Genomic DNA, 17218 nt, shown 5'->3' with positions numbered 1-17218 from the left:
TCACCCCTCCCTCAGTTCCGCGTCGCCAGGTGCTCGCGCGAGGCGAGTACGGTTTCGATCAGCCGGCGCAGGACGCGGACGGACCCGCCGGGCCAGTTCTCCGCCAGGACGCCGGCTTCCTCCTCGTCGAGGTCCGGGAGCCACGTCGCATCGAGGCCGCGCTCGCGGCGAACGTCGGCAAGGATGCCCTTCGTCAGCGAAGGCAGCGACGCCGCCGTCCGGGGGCCCAGCGTCAGGACGCGGAACCGGGACAGCAGGGCCGGATCGAGGCCGGCGACGCTGTTCGCCGTGGCGAGCCAGCTCACCGCCGAGAGGTCGGTCGGGCACTCCAGGAAGGGATCCTGGTACCGCCTCGACGTCTCCGCCTCCGTGAGGGCCAGGACGCCGTCGACGAGCCTGCCGTTGTCCGCCCTGGTCCCCGCGCGGGAGAGCTCATCGAGGACGACGAGCACGCTCGCCGCGCCGGCCTGCTTGATCGCCTGCAGGGGCACCGTCGCCCGGCCGGTGCTCCACTGGCGGGACGTCCCGATCAGGCTGGAATCCGCGACGCCCCCGCACGAGTAGACCGTCACGGCCAGCCCCAGGATCTCGCCCAACCGCCGCGTCAGGCGCGACTTGCCCGTGCCCGGGGGGCCGAGCAGGAGGGTCGGTGGCAGGTGCACGAAGCTCCGCCCGGCCAGCGGGACGAGGATCGCGTCGATGACCGCGGCGTCGTCCGGGAACTCGGACACGAGCACCCGCCGCGCCTCGGCCAGGTCGGGGACGACGGCCAGCGGCAACGCCTTTCCGGCGAGGGGCGCCCACTCCGTCCGGGCAGTGCTGCCCGTGCTCCTACCGGCGCGCGCGCCGTTCTCGGCGCTGCCGGGCAGGTGCTCGACGGACGCCAAGACGACCAGGCTCGGCCCTGCGGCACGCTCCCGATCCGCCTTCTCGCGGGCCGCCTTCGCCCGGGCCTCGGCGGCCCACGACGGCTCGGGCTCTTCATCCTCGGGCGCGGCCGCCCGGGTTGCATCGTGGATCGTGGCGTCCCCGGATTGCAGGGCGCTCGCCAAGGCGCCAAGGCCGGGATTCCCCGGACGCCAGGCGTACCGCACGTCCGCCGACAGCCCGACCAACGCCGAGGCGTACTTGTGCCCCTCCTGGCCGTGCTCGACCAACCAGGCAGCCCTCTCCCGGCAGTAATCTCGGCCGGCGCGGTCGCCACACTCGGCGAGGCAGCCGGCCGCCGCTCCGGCAAGCTGCTCCAACTCGACGCGAAGGACGACTGCATCGTCGAGGTCCTCGGGGTCGAGGTCGAGCCGCTCGTCGAGCTCCTGCAACCTGCGCTCGCACGTCTCCAGGAGGGCGAGGAGGCGGACGTAGCCCGTGTGGGCGCGCCTGGGATCAGTCCAGCCCTTGTCGCGGACGTCCTCGGCTGTGCTCCACGCGGCCTGCCAAAGCCCCAGCACGCCGTCATCGTCGCCGAAGCGCAGCAAGTCGCGGCGCCGCGGCCGGTCCCGCGGGCAGCGGACGGTCAGGAGGAGTTCCAACAGCCGGAACGGCGAGTCGTGTCGGAAGGGAGGAGGCAGGGTGCCGTTCAGGACGGCGTCGAGCGTCACAGCGGACGCGGCCTCGCGCGAGGTGCGATTGTTCTGCATGTTCGGTTTCCTTCGACCAAGAGCTCGGGTGAAAACCGCAAGCTCACGTGAGTTTGACTATAGGAGGAAGGTGTTACTGATCTCCTTCCTGGGTCTTCAAAAAACGGAAATGTTCACGCTCGGCGCGGGCATGATCTATTTCCGCATAGGCTTTCTCCATCTCGACGCGGGCCATCCCGCCGAGATACGCACGCTCCCGCATGCTGGGGCCCTGGTCGACGCCCTTTCCTTTGGAGTAAGGCCCCCGGTCGCAGAGCTCGGCCGAGGCCAGCAGCATGTACCCAAACGCCCTTGGGCAACTGGACGTCGCGGCCCGACCGAGGAGCGTGTAGACCCACGCCGCCACGCCGAAGCGTTCGATCCTGTCGCGGGTCACCGTGCGCCGGTTTAGGCCCGTCACCCGCCCCAAATCGGTGCTCCACTCGTTGCCGAAAATGACCACGGCGGCCTCCTCGACGGCATCGGACAGGTCGCGTCCGATCTCATCGAACGGAACGGCCTCGCCGTCGATGTGCGGGGTCTTGTCGACGAAGGAGAGGACCTGCCCGTCGATTGTGCCGACGGGGACGCCAACGTCGGCCTTGGCTCCGGGGTGGAGGATGATGCGCGCCATGGGGGGAGGCCCTCGAATCAATAGGGCGGCCCCTTCTGGACCGCCCTTGGACAACGTGGATGGGTGGGGTTTTAGGCGCGGTTCTTGTTGAAATGCGCCACAGCTTCGAACAGGCGCTTCTTCGAGTAAGCCGCGTACTGCTGCGCCTGCTCCAGCGACAGCTGCGAGGTCGCGAGCGCGAGCTCCTCCTTCCCCTTCTCAAGCTTCCACACGACCCGGATCGCATGGGGGAAGAGCTTGCTCGCGGGGACTTGGACGAGGCTCTCGACGTACCGGGCGTACTCCCAGGCAGTCCTGAAGAGGACGGGGCGGTCGTAGCGCTTCTGCTTGTTGGATTCCGTTGTCATTACTTCCCTCCAGGGAGTCTCTAAGCGGCGGAGTAGATCTCACCGCGGGGCGGCCGGTCGGCGCTCCCCGATCCCCCAGCACGCCGGGGGAGAAGGGAGGGCCGCTCAGGCGGCTAGGGGCTGGGTGTGCCGGACCTCTTCCGCCAGGGCGGTGGCGAGGGCGGCCTGGAGGACCTGCTGCTGCTCCTGCAGTTTGAGCCAGATCTGGGCCAAGGCGAACCCGTTCTTGCTGCGCCCGGTGAGGATGATCTCGCGGATGTCGGCGAGGGCCTCATCAGTGCGGGCGAGGTTCGCGCGGATGCCCTCGATGCTCGTGGGGATCGGATCGGGGCGGCGCTGGAGGTACCGATCCTCGAACGTCCACACGAACAGCACGGGCCACACGAGGACGCGCCACGCGAAGCGGAGGATGATGGACAGACGGATTCTGGCAGTGGACTTGAGCTTCATTTCTGGTCGGCCTCTAGAGATGAGGAGTTCGAAAGCTGGGCGGGCATCGGCCACACCGCACTGGGAAGAATACGGACGGCGGGATCGCCGTCAAGCTGCGAGGTGCACTATCCACAACGAGAAAGGGCCCCCGGTGAAGGGAGCCCTGCTCGTAGTCCGCACCCCAGATGGAGTGAACCGTGGTCGAATGACCAGCGGGGGTCTTCGTAGGGTCTGTCCTCCCTAGACTGGGAGGGATCGTGAACCAGAGGCTAAGAAAGTCGCGTTGGTTGGTTTGCCCGACAACGTGCCGGCTGACCTCAAGATAGCCAGCCCGCCGCCCCCGTCAATCGCCTCGTGCCGCCTCGGTTAACGCCGGGCTGGATCATCGCCTGGTCGCTGCGGAGACTTCTCGAAGGATCGATTCGAGGGGACCCCAGTGGGCACAGGTTGGCACGTACCGGAGCAAGGCGGCCCGCCCGGGATCGAGCCCGGCTTCTACGCCGAGGATCAGGCGGCCCTCGACGCGCTGCTGGCCGATCCGACGACCGAGCACGCCTTGGTCGCCCCGGGCGCGCCGTCGCCGCTCGTCCACGGGCAGCGCGCCCGCGTGGCGACGCCCGAGCAGGCTGAGGTCCTCCGGGCGCACGAATCGCGGCCTGCGCCCGCCGGCATCCATCCTGCCCGTACGATCCCGTTCAACGACCTGATCAGGGGTCTGGAGCGCGCTCGGTCCGCCGGCCTCGTCAGTCGGAAGACCTGCCAGGACACGGGGCTGATCCTCTACTGCTACACGCAGCGCTGCGTGTACGACCACGGCTGGGATGCCTTCACGCTGCTGGCCCGCGGGCTGATCATCGACCCATTCCGTGGCGCCGTGGTTGCGACGCCCTTCCCGAAATTCTTCAATCAGGCCGACGAACAACCTGCTCGACGGCTACGGCTCGTCCGCCGCCCTCGGCCGCGTGATGGAGGCCGCCTGATATGGCCGACCTGTCGATCTTCAAGCCGGACCTCAAGGGCCTGCTCTCCCTCGAAAAGCGCGAGCTCGCCCGCCGCGTCCTGGAGCTCCACGACGAGCTCGTCCGGGAGCGCGCCCGGCGGGAGGAGGCGGAAGCTCAGATCCGCGTGCCCTCATGGGAGAGGGGCTTCGTCAAGGACACCGGCCGCGCCCGGGACGCCGACCTGCCGGCCGTGGGGTCCTTCCATGGCTGAGAAGCACACCACAACGTCCGGCATCATCATCGGAAGCGCGACCTGGGAGGCGTTCGTCGTCGGCCCCATGGCGCGCGATGCCCTCGGCGCCATCGGTCATCGGTCCGACGTGGAGGCGATCCGCATCGAGGCGGCGGGCGGCGAGTACACGCTCAATCGGGAGCCAGTCTCCAAGTCCGACGCGGACCTCGTCTTCAACGCCTGGCGCTGCGACCCGAAGCGGTTCTCCGAGGACGCGAGCGAGAAGCTGATCGAGCACATGCGCAGGGCCATCACGGTCAGGCGGTTGCTGGGAGGGACGGCGGCATGACCGAGGCTTGGGCTGGGCGCACCTTCCGCAACGCGGCGCCCCTGACGCTGCGAGGGGACAACCCCGTCGACGGCTACTCCGCGGAGGACCTGCGTGGGCATGGGTGGGCGCCGGGCGGGTACATGGGCACCTGCCAGGACTGTGTGGAAGTCCACGTCGGTGGCGACAAGCGGTGCCGGCGATGCCGGGCGTGCGCGATCAAGGCCCTGGAGGCTTCCCGCAACCGTCCGAGATGGCAGAGCGGGCACAAGGGGATCCCGACCGACCGTCCGGTGTGGGCGTACTTCTACTGGAGCGGCAGCAGCGAAGACGAGGACATCATGCTGCTGCACGGCATCTCGGACGAGGGCGGTGAGGTGTTCACCGTCCAGCACGAGAGGGTCCGCGACTGGGACCGGTACGGCCACGTCATCTGCTGGATCGACGTCGAGGAGCGCCCGGCGCTCTCCGTCGAGGCGGTCGACGCCATCGTGGCTGCCTTGGCCGACCAGCGGAGCATCCACTGGTCCTGCGCCGACCACATCGTCGAAGACTGGCTGCACCAGACGGCCCTGCAGGCGGTCGTCGACGGGCACCGGGACGCCACGCGAATCGCGGCGGCCGCGCTCAAGAGCCGCGAGCTCGACTTCTCCCGGTACTACGGCTGAGGGCGACGACCATGTTCTCATCGAAGCTCGAAACCGCCGCGGTCGCTTGGCGCGAGGCCCGCATGAAGGCATGCGCGGCGCCCGTCGAAGGGTTCGTGAAGGACAAGAAGGGCGACAGCATCGCGGTGCCGAACCTGCAGGTCTGGACCGACCTCGGCGCCGCGGAGACCACCCTGAGCGAGGCGGTGGTGGCCCATTTGGCGAAGGAGGCCGAGTTCGCCCGGCTGGAAGCGCGCCCCAAGCTGTTCGTCATCCATGGCTGGATGCATCACGCCCCGCACGAGGAGGAGGCGTGCACCCTGGAGGAGGCAGTCCAAAGCGCCAAGGCGGCGAACGACTGGGGGTATTGGTTCCCGGAGAAGATCTGCACGGTCGCCGGCGAACTCGTGCTTGCCGAGGCAGAGCTCTACGAGCGCATCTGGGCTGAGGACGCGGCATGACCGAGTGTGGGTTCTGGTGGGCCTCGGTCGAGAGACGCGAGCCGCAGGTCGTCGAGGTCTCGGAGAGCCACGGCATCAAGTTCGTGTTCGCGACCGGGAACGACGTCGACCTCAGCGAGGCTGACGTGCGCCTGATCGAGCGGGTGCTCCCGGCCGGGCGCGCTGCGGCCGCCGTCGATAGGCTGGACGAGATCGCCGGCGAGTTGTGGCCATGGCGCGTGGTGGAGGAGATCTCCGCCATCCTGCTGATCGAGGAGAGTGGGGCATGACGACCGATGCGGCCGCGCTGGCCAAGATCGAGGGATGGACGTCCATCTGTGGCGACAAGCCGGAGGTCCTCGTCCATGAGCTCGCTGAACTCGGGTTCGTGATCATGCGCCGGTCCGAGATCGATGCCCTGGCTGATGCCATGTGGCAGTGCCTCGACGACATGGGCGCACAAGGCCAGGGCGTGTGCCTCGCCTCGAAGGCCAAGGCCCGGGTCGCCTACGAGCCATTCCGGGTCGACGCCGATGGCGAGGAGGCGCCCGTCGACTACCCGCTTGAGGAGGCCGAGCGCACCCTGGAGTGGATACGGGATGGACTTCGGCACGAGCTCATCCGGCCCGTGACGGTCCTGCCGTGGTCGGACGAGGCCGTCTCGCCGCTGATCAAGATCGATGGAGGCAAGGCATGACCAAGTCATCCGACGTCGCCGACTGGATCTCGGAGAACGTGGCGCTGTCCCCGCCGGGCGCCTCGGTGCGCCTGTCCGGCTACCAGCGCGCCATCGTCGAGGCCATAGCGGACCCGGCGGTGAAGGTGCGATTCCCGACGCCGGCGGAGATGTGGCGGGCAGGCTAGCGCACGGAGGCGGCCCACCTTATGCTGTGGGCGGCCCTGCAAGGGCGAGGACGTCTTGCTCTGCGAGCGGACGCCGGTTGCCTCGGCCTATGAGTGGAGGGTTCGGCCTTCGCCGAACACCTGCCATGCCGCATGCGCCTCGGCCTTCTCGCGGAACATGACCGGGACGCTCACGAGATCGATTTCCTCGCCGGGCTCCCTGCGCTTGTCGAGGATCGCCTGACCCTTCAGGACGGCCACGCCGTAGCCGCCGATGTTGTGCTTGGTCGGGTCCGGTTCGGGCCAGTAGCCGTACACGACGTCCCCGTTGGCCATGAGGATGTTCAGCGCGTCGGCCGGGATGGGCTCCTGGGCGATCATGCCGATGTTCGCCTTGGCCGGCTCGATCATCTCGGCGAGGTACGAGATGAGCTCGGGGCTCTCAGGGGTATAGCGCTTCATGATGGTGTCCTCCGGTGATGGGGACACCATGCAGGCCGACCCGTCGCCTTTGATTGAATCCAATCGATCAAATACGACGCATCAGGCCGCTTTTGCCTCGCGTTCGGCGGCGGCCTTGGCCTTCTCCTCGGCTTCCTTCGCAGCCTTCAGCGCAGCCGTTTTGGCCTTGCCGGCGGCCTCGTTCTCGCGGCGCCGGCGCGTGATGTCCGCCCGGAGCGTCGACAGGTCCGGGAGCACCGTCGCCGCGACCTGCTCGTCGACCCAGGCGCACCACTGCTCCATCACGGGCGCCTTCTGGTCGAGGCGGTCGTCAGCCGTGTAGTGCCGCTCCAAGACGTCGTCGCTCCTGATGCCCTCGTTGTGATCGAGCACGAGTTTCACCGTGTCGCGGGACACCCGGAACTCGTGCTGCAGGGTCGTTGACAGGCAACGCCGCAGGTCGTGCGGGGACGCCTTGATCCCCAGGTCGATGAGCCTGTGGTTGATGGCGGCGTCGGACATGTGGCCGAACGCATCGCCGCCCGCCTTCTTCGGGCGGATCTGGGGGAACAGGTACGGCGAGCCGCCGGTCCGGCGTAGCTGCTCCTGGATGCGGGCCCACAGCGCCGGCGGAAGCGGAACGACGTGCCGGTGCTTGTCCTGGCGCTTCGCCGCGGTCTTGCGGTGGCTCGGGCCCATCGACCACACGCCCCAGCCCGGCATCTCGATCCAGTCGACGAAATCGACGGTCAGGGCGCCGGCGACGGGACGACGGCGCTGGCCGGTCGCGATGAGGAGCTCCAGCGACATCGAGACCGAGCGGTCGAGGATGCCGGATCGCGCGACCGCGACCGCGGTCCCGACCTCGGCCGGCGTCGCGATGTAGGTCCCCGGCTCCTTTCCGTTCGAGCGGACCTTGGCCTCGGTCGAGCGCTCGGGCGCCTTCAGGCCCGCCATCGTCGTCGTGACGCCGGAGAGGTGCTGCCGCCGGTCCTCGGCCATGTACCCCCAGAAGGGGCGCAGGACGCTGGCCAGGTGCTCGGCATGCCGCTCCCGACCGCTCGCGTGGATCTTGTCGACGATGACCGCGAGCTCCGACCGGGTGATGCCGCGGACCTGGCGATTGGCGAGGACCGCGAGCTCGGGTTGCCCGAGCATCACCCGGTAGTCGTTCCAGGTGTCGTGGCGGCGGATGCGCTTCACCTCCGCGAGGTACGATTCCCGCGCCTCCTCCCAGCGCCAGTTCAACAGGTGCGGGATCTCGGCCTCGAACGCCGCGACCAGGGCGGGGTCGCGCTGCGGCCGGGCATGCGCCATGCCGAGACCGACGTACTGGTCACGGAGCCACTCCTCACCGAGCTCGGCATGGGGCGAGTTGAGGGCCTTGCGCGCCGCCCCGGCGATGCTCCGGGCCTGCTCCAGATCGAGGATCCCCGGCACGCCGATCTTCAACCGCATCGTCCGGTCGCCCCTCTCGAACTTGAGGCCCCAGCTTGGGCCCCGCGGCTTGATGCGGAGGATGAGGCCGGGCGCCCCCTTGTCGATGACGTCGTAGGGGGTCACGCCCGCCTTCGCCTTCGCCACGTGCTTGTCGACGGATTGCTGGGTGAGGGTGACGGCCACGGGCTACTCCGACGAACAGGGGCGGAACTGGGGCGGGGACTCTGGGGCGGGGTTCGGCCTGGTCGCAAGAGGGGAAACGGTGTCATGGTGAAGACCGGCAGCGCCATCAGGGGGTTATGGCGGGGTCGTCAGGGCCTGAAAACGGGGGCGGAGTGCCTAGACACTTGGAATCATAATCCTTGTGTCGGCGGTTCAAATCCGTCCCTCGCTACCAATTTTTTCACCCGCCCGGTCAATGACTTGGCGGGTTTTTGATGGCTTGAAGCCTGTTCCGAAAGGCTTGCGACACACTGCAACTGCAATCATACTCAAAAATTCGTTTTTGCAATTCTTCATGTACGCTCGATAATTTGGATGCGAGTTCGACATCAAGGGTCGATACAAGCAGGATGATGCTTCCAATGCGCACGCACGCGTGCTGCGGCCAGAAATCTTTCCGAATTTTCGCGCGCCCGGCCGCGGGCGATCCAGTCGTCTCGAACCGGGGCGTCATCGACGCGGCGGTAGCCGTCGACAGGGGAAGGCGCGACGATACGGGGATGCCCGGCGGCGGCGGCTACTCCTCCAGCCAGGACGACGGCACGATCACACCCCGAGACTTTCCCCATTTTTTACCGTCAGAATTCGATGTCGAATCTGATGTAAAAACTGGTCACGATCGAAAACCTCGGGAAACAGTGACGGATCGGGCACCCGCGCGACAAGTGTCTTGATGAGCCCTGACACGGGAGCCTGCCGGCGGTGCGGCCCATCATCGAGGCATGGCGGTTCGACGACGCTACCCGCTGCCCTCACACGAGCTTCGGCGGGCTCACCCCGGACGCGTTTGCAACCCGGTCCAAACAGGACCAGAACCAGAACGGACCCTGGTGAGGAACGAGGGCAAACGGGGGGGCCCAGGTCACGGGATCGACGCGCCGGCGCGCAGAGCGAAACCTCGTTCCCGCGCCGGCGCGTGTCGTGGCTCGTGCGACCGGGCGGTCGCGCGTTGCCTATTGCGGCGCGAACGGCACCTGGAATCCGCCCGTCCCGACCGCCCGCTTCGGTGGATGGGCGGTGGCGAGGTAGTCGAGGATGACCCGACGCTCGTCGCCCTCGAGCTTCGGCATGCCGTGCTTCTCGGTCATGAGCGTCATGGTCTCGTCCCAACGGTCCCGGCTCAACCCTTGCGCCGCGACGAGGCGGTAGGCGTGGCAGGCCGAGCAGGTGCCGAAGGTCTCGTCACGACCGGGCCCGGCGGGGAACGCCTCCGCGCTCTCCTCCCGCGCCGCCGCGTGCTGAGTCGGGATCGCGGCCGCGCCGAGAAGGAGCATGGTCGCGGCGAGCAGGGTGCGGATCGACATCGCCTCACCCCACCAGAATCGCGATGCGGTGCTGGGCGTTGCCGCCATAGCCCTGCGGGTTCCAGTTGGTCGCCAGGGTCGGCTGCGTCCGGCCGCTGACATCGGTCGCGCGTGCGAAGATCTCGTAATAGCCGTCCGACGGGAGCGTGAGCCGCGCCGTCCATCGGTGCCAGTCGTAGCGGTTCTTCAGCGGTGCGAGCGCCGCTTCGGTCCAGGTCTGGCCGCCATCGATGCTGACCTCGACGCGGGCAATTGGCACCTCGCCGCCCCAGGCGGCGCCGCGCAGGTCGAGATCGCGCGCCCCCGCCGGCAGCCGCGTTCCGTTCGCCGGCGACGTGGTCACCGCCCGCACCGGCATCGATTCGAGGATGCGGAAGGGAACGCCGTCGCCTTTCGATCCGGGCACCAGGGGGCGCTCGGGCAAGCGATACGAGTGCCCGGTCATCCCCTGGCCGTCATGTTCCCGGTCGCGCAGGGTGATCCGCGTCAGCCATTTGTGGGACAGGGAGCCCGGCCATCCGGGCACGACCAGCCGCAGGGGGCCGCCATGGATGGTCGGCAGCGGTTCGCCGTTCATCGCGAAGACCAGCAGGTTGTGCGCGTCCATGGCCTTCGCCACTGGCATCCCGCGCGACAGGCTGTCCTTCTTGGCATCGCCCGAGAGATGAGGATCCGCGCCGTGATGGGCGGTGTACCGGGCCGACGGCTTCACCTTGGCCGCCTGGAGTACCGCGTTCAGCGGGATGCCGGTCCATTCGGCACAACCGGCGCCGCCATTCGTCCACTGGTTGCCCCGTGCCGGCGGCTGAAAAGAGGACCGGCCGTTGCCGCCACACTCCAGCACCATGCGGTAGGTCACGGGTTTGAAGCGGTCCTTCAGCTCCTTCAGCGAGAGGACCAGCGGCGCCTCGACCTCGCCGTCGATCGTGAGGGACCAGGTCTCCCGATCGGCGGCGGGCTCCGGCACCTGTCCGTTGCAGCGGATGAAGAATTTCGTGATCGGCGTGGTGTCGTCGTCGAGGAGATGCGCCGGCGTCTCGGCCACCAGGGGCCGATCGCCGAGCCCCGTCAGCCCGGCATCCTTGCCCTCGTAGGCGAATGCGGCGGGCTCGGCCGTGCCGCCCGGCTTCGAGGCCTCGGCTGGCTTGGTCTCCTGCGCCTGGACGGTGCCGGGCGTCATGGCACCGCCGGCACCGAGCGCGGCGCCGGCCAGTCCAGCCCTGGCAAGAAAGCCGCGCCGGTCGAGGCCGGTCGGGCGCCGCGGAATCGCGGTTGCGTCGTCGCTCTTCAAGGTCATGGCGTCCTCCCTCGGATCCGCGGCAACCGAGCGGAGTGTCCCCTCCGCCTCGTGCCATCCCAGCGGGCCAAGCCCCTGGGACCCGAAAAGACGCAGCGGGTGGCGGATTTATTCCCGCGTGACGCGTCACGCGGACAGGTCGCGGGCCCGACCTCAGCCGAGGCAGGGGATCCGCGCCCGGGCCGCAGCGTAGAGCGGGCTGCGCGCGCGTTCGTCGTCCGGGCGAGTGCGACGGGTGAGGTCGGCCACGAGGGCGGTCACGAGGGCGGTCACGTGGTCGAGCCGCTCGCCCCCCATGCTCCGACTCATCAGCGCGAAGGTGCGGGGCCCGTCCGACCAGGCACGGATCCTGACGGACCCGACGTCGCGCGGCGTCGGCGGATACGTCTCACCCTGGCCGGGCCCCCACCAGAGGCCGAGCCGGCAACCGTTCGGCCCGACATACCCGGCAAAGGCGCCGCCGGCCTGCCCAGCCGGACCGAACGAGACATAGTGGAGATGCAGATCGGCCGCCGAAAGGTCCGGGAAAAGGTGGGTTCGACCCGCTGCGGCGACCTCCAGCACAGCCCGGCCCTCGCTGGCCGTCCCCGACAGCCAGACCTGCTCGATAGCGGCGGCGGCGATCGGATCGACGGCCGCGCTCTGGCCGAGCCGCGCCACGCCTCCGGCGAGGATGAGGAGAGCGAGGGACGCCGCCAGCGCGAGCCTCTTCCACGAGGGCCGCCACCGTCGTTCCGTGGGGGCCTTCCCCACCGGATGCGGTGGCACTTCGCGTGGGCGGGCGGTCGCGACCGTCGCGGCTTTCAACCGGGCGATGGTCGCGACGCGGGCGGCCAGCGACGCGTCGCCCGCGATCGCCGCGGCCATCCGCGCGATGTCATCGGCATCCAGTTCGCCGTCCACGTAGGCGTTGATCTCGTCCCAGCCCACCATCATCGCATCCCGCGACGCCGCTCCAGGGGCGTCACCTGGCTTCCCTCGATTGCGTCCAGCAGGGCGAGGCGGGCCCGGGAGAGGCGGCTCATGACGGTCCCGACCGGGAGGTTCAGGACCTCGGCCGCCTCCGCGTAGCGAAAGCCGGCCAAATCGACCAGTTCGATGATCTCACGGTGCCCGGCCTCGAGGCGGGCGAGGCCCTGCCGCACGGTGATCTCGGCGATCCGCGCATCCTCGTAGGCCCAGACGCCGAGTGCCGGCTCGATCGGTCCGGCCTCCGCCCGCCGTACGGCGGACCGCCTCGTGCGATCGATCCAGTCGTTTCGCATCACGCGGAAGAGCCACGCCCGGACGGCGCGCCGCTCCCGCGGGGGCGAGGCCGTCCCCAGCGCCTTGACCGCACTGGCCTGGATCAGGTCGCGCGCGGTGTCCGGCTCGCCGCACAGACTGAGTGCGTACCCGTAGAGTTGGCCCCAACTCTCCCGCAGACATTGTTCGACAAGATCGCGCAGAGCGGCGTACCCCTCTCCGACCGGGTCGATCCGGGATCGCACCATCCGGCGCAGGGTGACCGGCCGCGACGGCAAAAGACAAGGTGGAGGGGCGGGTCTCCGCCGCGATAACGCTGACGTTCGGGCTGTTTCGTGACGCAAGACCGATCGAAGAGGCTGACGGCCGCCCGCCGATGCGGCCTTCCGCCGACGCGCGACGGGCCCCGCCCCTTGCGCGGGGGGCAACGGGCGCACGCCCCGTCCGAGCAACCCGCCCTAGTCTTGTAAATGATATATGATCTTGATGGAGGAGCGTGAGCTTGCTATCAGAGTGTGGGATGTCCGCCTTCGGCGTGCGAGCTCGGCCGAGCGACCCGGTCCCGCCCGCCGGGGCCGGGCGTCATGAGAGACGGCGGACCAAGGCCGCGAAGCCCGTGTCGTGGGACCGACGGTTCGGGACGTTCAACGTTGCGGCGGCCTGCATCGCCGCGGCGCGGATCAAGACAAGACATAGCTCGCAAAAGATCGCGGCCTGAGCCGCGGCGCAGGGAGGAGCATATGGGCTTGAATCAGCCGCTGTTGGAAGTCGACGGCGTCACGCTCCAATACAAGACCCCGCATCACCTGATCACCGCCACTTACAAGGTCAGCTTCGACGTCCTGCTCGGGGATCGTTTCGTGCTGCTCGGCCCCTCCGGCTGCGGAAAGTCGACGCTGCTGAAGGCCGTGGGCGGCTACATGGCACCGACCGAGGGCGAGATCCGGCTGAAGGGTCAGGCGGTGACCGGTCCGGGCCCGGACCGGATGATGGTCTTCCAGGAATTCGACCAACTCCTGCCGTGGAAGACCGTCAAGCAGAACGTCGTCTTCGCCCTCGAAGCCTCGGGTCGCCTCACCGGGCGCGCCGCGGAAGAGCGGGCGATGGCCTATATCGACAAGGTCAACCTCACGAAGTTCGTCGACAGCTTTCCGCACATGCTGTCGGGCGGCATGAAGCAGCGCGTCGCCATCGCCCGCGGGATGGCGATGGAGCCCGACATCCTGTTGATGGACGAGCCCTTCGCCGCCCTCGACGCCCTCACCCGCCGGCGGATGCAGGACGAGTTGCTCGCCCTCTGGGACGAGACCCGTTTCACGGTCCTGTTCGTCACCCACTCGATCCCCGAAGCGATCAAGATCGGCTCGCGGATTCTCCTGCTCTCGCCGCATCCCGGTGAGGTGAAGGCCGAGCTGAACAGCGTCGGCGCGCCGGGAGAGCAAGCGGGCCTCGAGAACCGCATCCAGCAGATGCTGTTTGCCGAGGAGATCAAGGAGGCGGAGAATGTCTAGCGCGAAGGCCCTGGCCGAGGCTGCGCCCGTGACTCCCTTGCGTCCCGAGATCGTCCGGGATCGGATGACCGCCCACGGCGGCACGATCGTCGAGAAACCGCTCTCGACGCTGGAGCTGCTCTACAATCAAGCCTGGCTGCGCAAGCTCCTCATCCTGTTCGTTCTGGCCTCAATCTGGGAGATCTACGGACGTTACCTCGACAACGACCTGCTCTTTCCGACCTTCACCTCGACGCTCGCGGCCTTCTTCCGTGGCGTGGCGGATGGCACGCTGCCGCTTCGCGCCTGGGGATCGGTGAAGATCCTGCTGGTCGGCTACGGGATCGGGATCGTCCTCGCCACGCTGCTGACCGGCCTCGCCATCGCCTCGCGGATCGGCACCGATTTCCTCGAGACCATGACCTCGATGCTCAATCCGCTGCCGGCGATCGCCTTGCTGCCGTTGGCGCTGATCTGGTTCGGCCTCGGCAACGGAAGCCTGATCTTCGTGCTGGTGCATTCCGTCACCTGGGCGATTGCGCTGAACACCCATTCGGGCTTCCTCTCGGTGAGCCGGACGCTGACCATGGTCGGGCGCAACTACGGGCTCAGCGGTGCGAGCCTGATCCGGAAGATCCTGATCCCGGCGGCCTTTCCCAGCATCCTCACCGGGCTGAAGGTCGGCTGGGCCTTCGCGTGGCGGACCTTGATCGCCGCGGAACTGGTGTTCGGGGTCTCGTCCGGCTCGGGCGGTCTCGGGTGGTTCATCTTCGAGAACAAGAACATGCTCGACATCCCGAACGTGTTCGCCGGCCTCCTCACCGTGATCCTGATCGGCCTCGTCGTCGAGAACCTGATCTTCCAGACGATCGAGCGCCACACCATCCGGCGCTGGGGCATGCAGGCCTGACGCCGCCGGGCCGCGCGCGGCCCATCTCATCGCCCTCCGCGTCGCGCGGCGCCGCCAGGCGCCACGGGACGATCGCGGCCGTCGCACGCCCCGTTCGGACGTCCACGGAGGGCCCGATCCGAGAAGAGCCTTCGACTGCCGGCCATGAGCCGGAACTCTCGCCGAGGTCCGGGCCGCGATGATGCCCGGCCTGACGCCCCCAAGTCATGTATATGACATATGAATGTTGACAGGTTGGGGCACCGGCGTATCCTCACCGAGACGCTGACGGCCTGAACAGATCGGCGCGAAACTGGTGAGGAACGCCATGACGGCACGGAGCATCGTCCGGCTCGTCGGCACGGTCGCGGCACTGTGGGCGGCGCTCGGCGCGGCCCAGGCCGAGGTCTCGACCGTCCGGCTCGCCAAGCAGTTCGGCATCTCCTACCTGCCGCTGACCGTGATGGAAGAAGAGGGCCTGCTGGAGAAGCAGGCCAAGGCCCGCGGCCTCGACATCAAGGCCGAGTGGCTGCGCTTCACCGGGGGCTCGGGGATGAACGAGGCCCTGCTCTCCGGAAATCTCGACCTCGCCGCCGGCGGCGTCGGCCCGTTCCTGACGATCTGGGGCCGGACGCAGACCAACATCAAGGTGAAGGGCGTGGCGGCTCTGAACGCGATGCCGCTCTGGCTCGTGACGATCAATCCGGAGGTCAAGTCGATCAAGGATTTCGGCCCGAAGGACAAGATCGCGCTGCCGACCGCGAAGACCTCGATCCAGGCGATCACCTTGCAGATGGCCGCGGAGCAGGCCTTCGGGCCGGGCCAGCAGGCCAAGCTCGACCCGCTGACCGTCTCCATGGGCCATCCGGACGCGCAGACCGCGATGTTGGGCGGGCGTTCCGAGATCACCGCGCATTTCGGCGCGCCGCCCTTCCAGGAACTGGAGCTGAAGGACCCACGCGCCCGCAAGGTGCTCGACAGCTTCGACGTGATGGGCGGCCCGCACACCTTCAATCTCGTCTGGGCCTCCGGCCGCTTCGTGACGGCGAACCCGAAGGTCACCGCGGCCTTCCTCGCGGCCCTTGAGGACAGCTTGAGACTGATCCGCGACGATCCGAACCGGGCCGCCGCGCTCTGGATCAAGGCCGAGGGTTCGAAGCTCTCGCAAGACGAAGCGGTGGCGATCATCCGCGCGCCGCAGAACGAGTGGACGACGACGTCCAAGCGGATGCTGGATTACCTCGCCTACATGAACCGCGCCGGGCTGGTCACGGCCAAGGCGAGCGCCGAGAGCGAGCTGTTCTTCCCCGCGCCCGAGTCCGGCGCCCCGAAGGAAGCCGGGCGGTGACGGCGCCGGTGGATCACGCGGCCGTCGCCCGGGGGGCGACCGAGGTGCTGCGGGTCCGCGTCCGGCGGGGCGACGGCCTTGCCGCCTTCGCGGTGCCGCGGCGGGCCAACCAGACGGTGCTCGACGTGGTCACCGAGATCCAGCGCGATCAGGACCCGACCCTGGCCTACCGCTTCGCCTGCCGGGTCGGCATGTGCGGCTCCTGCGGCATGACGGTGAACGGGCGCCCGCGCTGGACCTGCCGCACCCGGGTCGCCGCCGTGGCCCCCGAGGGCGAGCTGCTGCTGGAGCCCCTGCGAAACCTGCCCGTGGTGAAGGATCTCGCCGTCGACATGGAGCCCTTCTTCGAGAAGTGGCGCCGCGCCCACGGCTATTTCGAGCCCGGCGAGAACCCGCCCGACGATTTCGCGGCGGTGCTGCCCGATTCTGTGGAGCGCCGGGAGGCCGATGCCGGCATCGAGTGCATCAATTGCGGCGTCTGCTACGCCGCCTGCGATGTCGTGACGTGGAACCCCGACTATCTGGGCCCGGCCGCGCTGAACCGCGCCTGGACGCTCGTCAACGACGTGCGGGACCGTGGCGGCGCAGCGCGCCTCGCAGCCGTGGCGGGTGATGCCGGTTGCCATTCCTGCCACAGCCATATGAGCTGCACGGAGCACTGTCCCAAAAGCTTGAGCCCCACCTTCGCGATCGCGGGGCTCAAGCGCGAGACCGGCAAGGCGGCGCTCCGCCGGCTCTGGAGGCGCGGATGAGCCCGCTGCTCTACCTCGCCCAGCGCGGCACCGCCGCGATCCTCGCCCTGACTGTGGCGGTGCATCTCGGTACGATCCTCTACGCCGTGCGCGGCGGGCTCACCGCGGGCGAGATCCTGGGGCGCACCCAGGGCAGCCTCGGCTTCCTGCTCTTCTACGCGGTCTTCGTGCTGGCCGCCGCGATCCACGCGCCGATCGGCCTGCGCAGCATCCTGCGCGAATGGACCGCCTGGCGGGGACGCTCCCTCGATCTCGCGATGCTGGCCCTCTCGGCGCTCCTGGCCGGGCTCGGCCTGCGCGCGGCGCTCGCGGTGTATGGGGCATGAGGGC

The 17218-nt window shown here is 68.7% G+C and carries 23 protein-coding genes, 1 tRNA gene and 1 pseudogene; 14 read left to right on the top strand and 11 right to left on the bottom strand.

Features of this window, described 5'->3' with window-relative positions:
* Window positions 1-11 precede the first annotated feature (11 nt).
* The 5 genes from LW587_RS00760 to LW587_RS00740 all read right to left on the bottom strand — a co-directional run bounded on the left by LW587_RS00760 (window position 12) and on the right by LW587_RS00740 (window position 3951).
* Window positions 12-1637: an AAA family ATPase gene (locus LW587_RS00760; protein ID WP_056096926.1), complete on the bottom strand. Its 1626-nt coding sequence runs from the start codon at window positions 1635-1637 to the stop codon at window positions 12-14.
* Window positions 1638-1710: 73 nt separating this feature from the next.
* Window positions 1711-2250 carry a hypothetical protein gene (locus LW587_RS00755; RefSeq protein ID WP_056096924.1) on the bottom strand — a complete coding sequence of 180 codons (540 nt, stop codon included), beginning with the start codon at window positions 2248-2250 and terminating at the stop codon, window positions 1711-1713.
* 71 nt (window positions 2251-2321) lie between these two features.
* Window positions 2322-2597, bottom strand: coding sequence for a hypothetical protein (locus LW587_RS00750; RefSeq protein ID WP_056096921.1), 276 nt, complete (start codon window positions 2595-2597; stop codon window positions 2322-2324).
* A 105-nt stretch (window positions 2598-2702) separates the two neighbouring features.
* Complete coding sequence (locus tag LW587_RS00745) at window positions 2703-3047, bottom strand: hypothetical protein (protein ID WP_056096918.1); 345 nt, start codon at window positions 3045-3047, stop codon at window positions 2703-2705.
* A 364-nt stretch (window positions 3048-3411) separates the two neighbouring features.
* Window positions 3412-3951, bottom strand: a complete 540-nt coding sequence (locus tag LW587_RS00740; protein ID WP_156384032.1) for a hypothetical protein — start codon at window positions 3949-3951, stop codon at window positions 3412-3414.
* 59 nt (window positions 3952-4010) lie between these two features.
* Between LW587_RS00740 and LW587_RS00735 the strand changes: the two genes are divergently transcribed.
* From LW587_RS00735 to LW587_RS00705, 7 genes are read left to right on the top strand one after another with little or no spacing between them, the layout of a single operon-like run.
* Window positions 4011-4241, top strand: a complete 231-nt coding sequence (locus LW587_RS00735) for a hypothetical protein (protein WP_056096912.1) — start codon at window positions 4011-4013, stop codon at window positions 4239-4241.
* Window positions 4234-4551 (top strand): hypothetical protein, encoded by a 318-nt coding sequence (locus LW587_RS00730; RefSeq protein WP_056096909.1) that lies wholly within the window; start codon window positions 4234-4236, stop codon window positions 4549-4551. The genes LW587_RS00735 and LW587_RS00730 overlap by 8 nt, the downstream gene beginning before the upstream one ends.
* Window positions 4548-5198, top strand: coding sequence for a hypothetical protein (locus tag LW587_RS00725; protein WP_056096907.1), 651 nt, complete (start codon window positions 4548-4550; stop codon window positions 5196-5198). Before LW587_RS00730 ends, LW587_RS00725 begins: the two co-directional genes overlap by 4 nt.
* 11 nt (window positions 5199-5209) lie before the next feature.
* Window positions 5210-5638 carry a hypothetical protein gene (locus LW587_RS00720; protein ID WP_056096904.1) on the top strand — a complete coding sequence of 143 codons (429 nt, stop codon included), beginning with the start codon at window positions 5210-5212 and terminating at the stop codon, window positions 5636-5638.
* Window positions 5635-5907 carry a hypothetical protein gene (locus LW587_RS00715; protein WP_056096901.1) on the top strand — a complete coding sequence of 91 codons (273 nt, stop codon included), beginning with the start codon at window positions 5635-5637 and terminating at the stop codon, window positions 5905-5907. Before LW587_RS00720 ends, LW587_RS00715 begins: the two co-directional genes overlap by 4 nt.
* Window positions 5904-6314: a hypothetical protein gene (locus LW587_RS00710; protein ID WP_056096899.1), complete on the top strand. Its 411-nt coding sequence runs from the start codon at window positions 5904-5906 to the stop codon at window positions 6312-6314. Before LW587_RS00715 ends, LW587_RS00710 begins: the two co-directional genes overlap by 4 nt.
* On the top strand, window positions 6311-6481 hold the full coding sequence (locus LW587_RS00705) for a hypothetical protein (RefSeq protein WP_232627749.1): 171 nt from the start codon (window positions 6311-6313) through the stop codon (window positions 6479-6481). Before LW587_RS00710 ends, LW587_RS00705 begins: the two co-directional genes overlap by 4 nt.
* 87 nt (window positions 6482-6568) lie before the next feature.
* Here the strand turns inward: LW587_RS00705 and LW587_RS00700 are convergent, their stop codons facing one another.
* Both LW587_RS00700 and LW587_RS00695 read right to left on the bottom strand, forming a co-directional pair.
* Window positions 6569-6922, bottom strand: a complete 354-nt coding sequence (locus LW587_RS00700; RefSeq protein ID WP_056096895.1) for a hypothetical protein — start codon at window positions 6920-6922, stop codon at window positions 6569-6571.
* Between the two features lie 81 nt (window positions 6923-7003).
* Window positions 7004-8524: a tyrosine-type recombinase/integrase gene (locus LW587_RS00695; RefSeq protein WP_056246677.1), complete on the bottom strand. Its 1521-nt coding sequence runs from the start codon at window positions 8522-8524 to the stop codon at window positions 7004-7006.
* A 118-nt stretch (window positions 8525-8642) separates the two neighbouring features.
* Between LW587_RS00695 and LW587_RS00690 the strand changes: the two genes are divergently transcribed.
* A tRNA-Met gene (locus LW587_RS00690) sits at window positions 8643-8738 on the top strand.
* Window positions 8739-9211: 473 nt separating this feature from the next.
* A pseudogene (locus LW587_RS00685) lies at window positions 9212-9397 on the top strand (IS3 family transposase); the annotation flags it as partial.
* Window positions 9398-9516: 119 nt separating this feature from the next.
* Here the strand turns inward: LW587_RS00685 and LW587_RS00680 are convergent.
* The 4 genes from LW587_RS00680 to LW587_RS00665 form a co-directional block, all read right to left on the bottom strand.
* The gene (locus LW587_RS00680) at window positions 9517-9867 is read right to left on the bottom strand and encodes a hypothetical protein (protein ID WP_232627748.1); all 351 of its coding nucleotides are present in this window, start codon (window positions 9865-9867) and stop codon (window positions 9517-9519) included.
* 4 nt (window positions 9868-9871) lie between these two features.
* Window positions 9872-11164 carry a sulfite oxidase gene (locus LW587_RS00675; RefSeq protein ID WP_232627747.1) on the bottom strand — a complete coding sequence of 431 codons (1293 nt, stop codon included), beginning with the start codon at window positions 11162-11164 and terminating at the stop codon, window positions 9872-9874.
* A gap of 153 nt (window positions 11165-11317) precedes the next feature.
* The gene (locus LW587_RS00670) at window positions 11318-12097 is read right to left on the bottom strand and encodes an anti-sigma factor family protein (RefSeq protein WP_232627746.1); all 780 of its coding nucleotides are present in this window, start codon (window positions 12095-12097) and stop codon (window positions 11318-11320) included.
* Window positions 12097-12657, bottom strand: coding sequence for an RNA polymerase sigma factor (locus LW587_RS00665; RefSeq protein WP_232627745.1), 561 nt, complete (start codon window positions 12655-12657; stop codon window positions 12097-12099). The genes LW587_RS00670 and LW587_RS00665 overlap by 1 nt, the downstream gene beginning before the upstream one ends.
* A gap of 492 nt (window positions 12658-13149) precedes the next feature.
* Here LW587_RS00665 and LW587_RS00660 point away from each other — a divergent pair, with 492 nt between their 5' ends.
* The 5 genes from LW587_RS00660 (at window position 13150) to LW587_RS00640 (ending at window position 17214) form a co-directional block, all read left to right on the top strand.
* On the top strand, window positions 13150-13920 hold the full coding sequence (locus tag LW587_RS00660) for an ABC transporter ATP-binding protein (protein ID WP_232627744.1): 771 nt from the start codon (window positions 13150-13152) through the stop codon (window positions 13918-13920).
* Window positions 13913-14809, top strand: a complete 897-nt coding sequence (locus tag LW587_RS00655) for an ABC transporter permease (protein ID WP_232627743.1) — start codon at window positions 13913-13915, stop codon at window positions 14807-14809. The genes LW587_RS00660 and LW587_RS00655 overlap by 8 nt, the downstream gene beginning before the upstream one ends.
* Window positions 14810-15116: 307 nt before the next feature.
* A complete protein-coding gene (locus tag LW587_RS00650) occupies window positions 15117-16136 on the top strand; it encodes an ABC transporter substrate-binding protein (protein WP_232627742.1) in 1020 nt (339 codons plus the stop codon).
* Window positions 16133-16888: a succinate dehydrogenase/fumarate reductase iron-sulfur subunit gene (locus tag LW587_RS00645; protein WP_232627741.1), complete on the top strand. Its 756-nt coding sequence runs from the start codon at window positions 16133-16135 to the stop codon at window positions 16886-16888. The genes LW587_RS00650 and LW587_RS00645 overlap by 4 nt, the downstream gene beginning before the upstream one ends.
* A complete protein-coding gene (locus LW587_RS00640; protein WP_232627740.1) occupies window positions 16885-17214 on the top strand; it encodes a succinate dehydrogenase in 330 nt (109 codons plus the stop codon). The genes LW587_RS00645 and LW587_RS00640 overlap by 4 nt, the downstream gene beginning before the upstream one ends.
* The last annotated feature ends 4 nt before the right edge of the window (window positions 17215-17218 follow it).

Origin of the sequence: Methylobacterium sp. Leaf118, assembly GCF_920984675.1 — a bacterium.
Lineage (GTDB): Bacteria > Pseudomonadota > Alphaproteobacteria > Rhizobiales > Beijerinckiaceae > Methylobacterium.
This window is presented reverse-complemented; position numbering and strand designations above follow the sequence as displayed.

What these genes read in the sequence shown, in the direction of transcription:
- LW587_RS00760 (WP_056096926.1), bottom strand. Translation starts at nt 1,637, where the DNA reads ATGCAGAACAATCGCACCTCGCGCGAGGCCGCGTCCGCTGTGACGCTC.
- LW587_RS00755 (WP_056096924.1), bottom strand. Translation starts at nt 2,250, where the DNA reads ATGGCGCGCATCATCCTCCACCCCGGAGCCAAGGCCGACGTTGGCGTC.
- LW587_RS00750 (WP_056096921.1), bottom strand. Translation starts at nt 2,597, where the DNA reads ATGACAACGGAATCCAACAAGCAGAAGCGCTACGACCGCCCCGTCCTC.
- LW587_RS00745 (WP_056096918.1), bottom strand. Translation starts at nt 3,047, where the DNA reads ATGAAGCTCAAGTCCACTGCCAGAATCCGTCTGTCCATCATCCTCCGC.
- LW587_RS00735 (WP_056096912.1), top strand. Translation starts at nt 4,011, where the DNA reads ATGGCCGACCTGTCGATCTTCAAGCCGGACCTCAAGGGCCTGCTCTCC.
- LW587_RS00730 (WP_056096909.1), top strand. Translation starts at nt 4,234, where the DNA reads ATGGCTGAGAAGCACACCACAACGTCCGGCATCATCATCGGAAGCGCG.
- LW587_RS00725 (WP_056096907.1), top strand. Translation starts at nt 4,548, where the DNA reads ATGACCGAGGCTTGGGCTGGGCGCACCTTCCGCAACGCGGCGCCCCTG.
- LW587_RS00720 (WP_056096904.1), top strand. Translation starts at nt 5,210, where the DNA reads ATGTTCTCATCGAAGCTCGAAACCGCCGCGGTCGCTTGGCGCGAGGCC.
- LW587_RS00715 (WP_056096901.1), top strand. Translation starts at nt 5,635, where the DNA reads ATGACCGAGTGTGGGTTCTGGTGGGCCTCGGTCGAGAGACGCGAGCCG.
- LW587_RS00710 (WP_056096899.1), top strand. Translation starts at nt 5,904, where the DNA reads ATGACGACCGATGCGGCCGCGCTGGCCAAGATCGAGGGATGGACGTCC.
- LW587_RS00705 (WP_232627749.1), top strand. Translation starts at nt 6,311, where the DNA reads ATGACCAAGTCATCCGACGTCGCCGACTGGATCTCGGAGAACGTGGCG.
- LW587_RS00700 (WP_056096895.1), bottom strand. Translation starts at nt 6,922, where the DNA reads ATGAAGCGCTATACCCCTGAGAGCCCCGAGCTCATCTCGTACCTCGCC.
- LW587_RS00680 (WP_232627748.1), bottom strand. Translation starts at nt 9,867, where the DNA reads ATGTCGATCCGCACCCTGCTCGCCGCGACCATGCTCCTTCTCGGCGCG.
- LW587_RS00675 (WP_232627747.1), bottom strand. Translation starts at nt 11,164, where the DNA reads ATGACCTTGAAGAGCGACGACGCAACCGCGATTCCGCGGCGCCCGACC.
- LW587_RS00670 (WP_232627746.1), bottom strand. Translation starts at nt 12,097, where the DNA reads ATGGTGGGCTGGGACGAGATCAACGCCTACGTGGACGGCGAACTGGAT.
- LW587_RS00665 (WP_232627745.1), bottom strand. Translation starts at nt 12,657, where the DNA reads ATGGTGCGATCCCGGATCGACCCGGTCGGAGAGGGGTACGCCGCTCTG.
- LW587_RS00660 (WP_232627744.1), top strand. Translation starts at nt 13,150, where the DNA reads ATGGGCTTGAATCAGCCGCTGTTGGAAGTCGACGGCGTCACGCTCCAA.
- LW587_RS00655 (WP_232627743.1), top strand. Translation starts at nt 13,913, where the DNA reads ATGTCTAGCGCGAAGGCCCTGGCCGAGGCTGCGCCCGTGACTCCCTTG.
- LW587_RS00650 (WP_232627742.1), top strand. Translation starts at nt 15,117, where the DNA reads ATGACGGCACGGAGCATCGTCCGGCTCGTCGGCACGGTCGCGGCACTG.
- LW587_RS00640 (WP_232627740.1), top strand. Translation starts at nt 16,885, where the DNA reads ATGAGCCCGCTGCTCTACCTCGCCCAGCGCGGCACCGCCGCGATCCTC.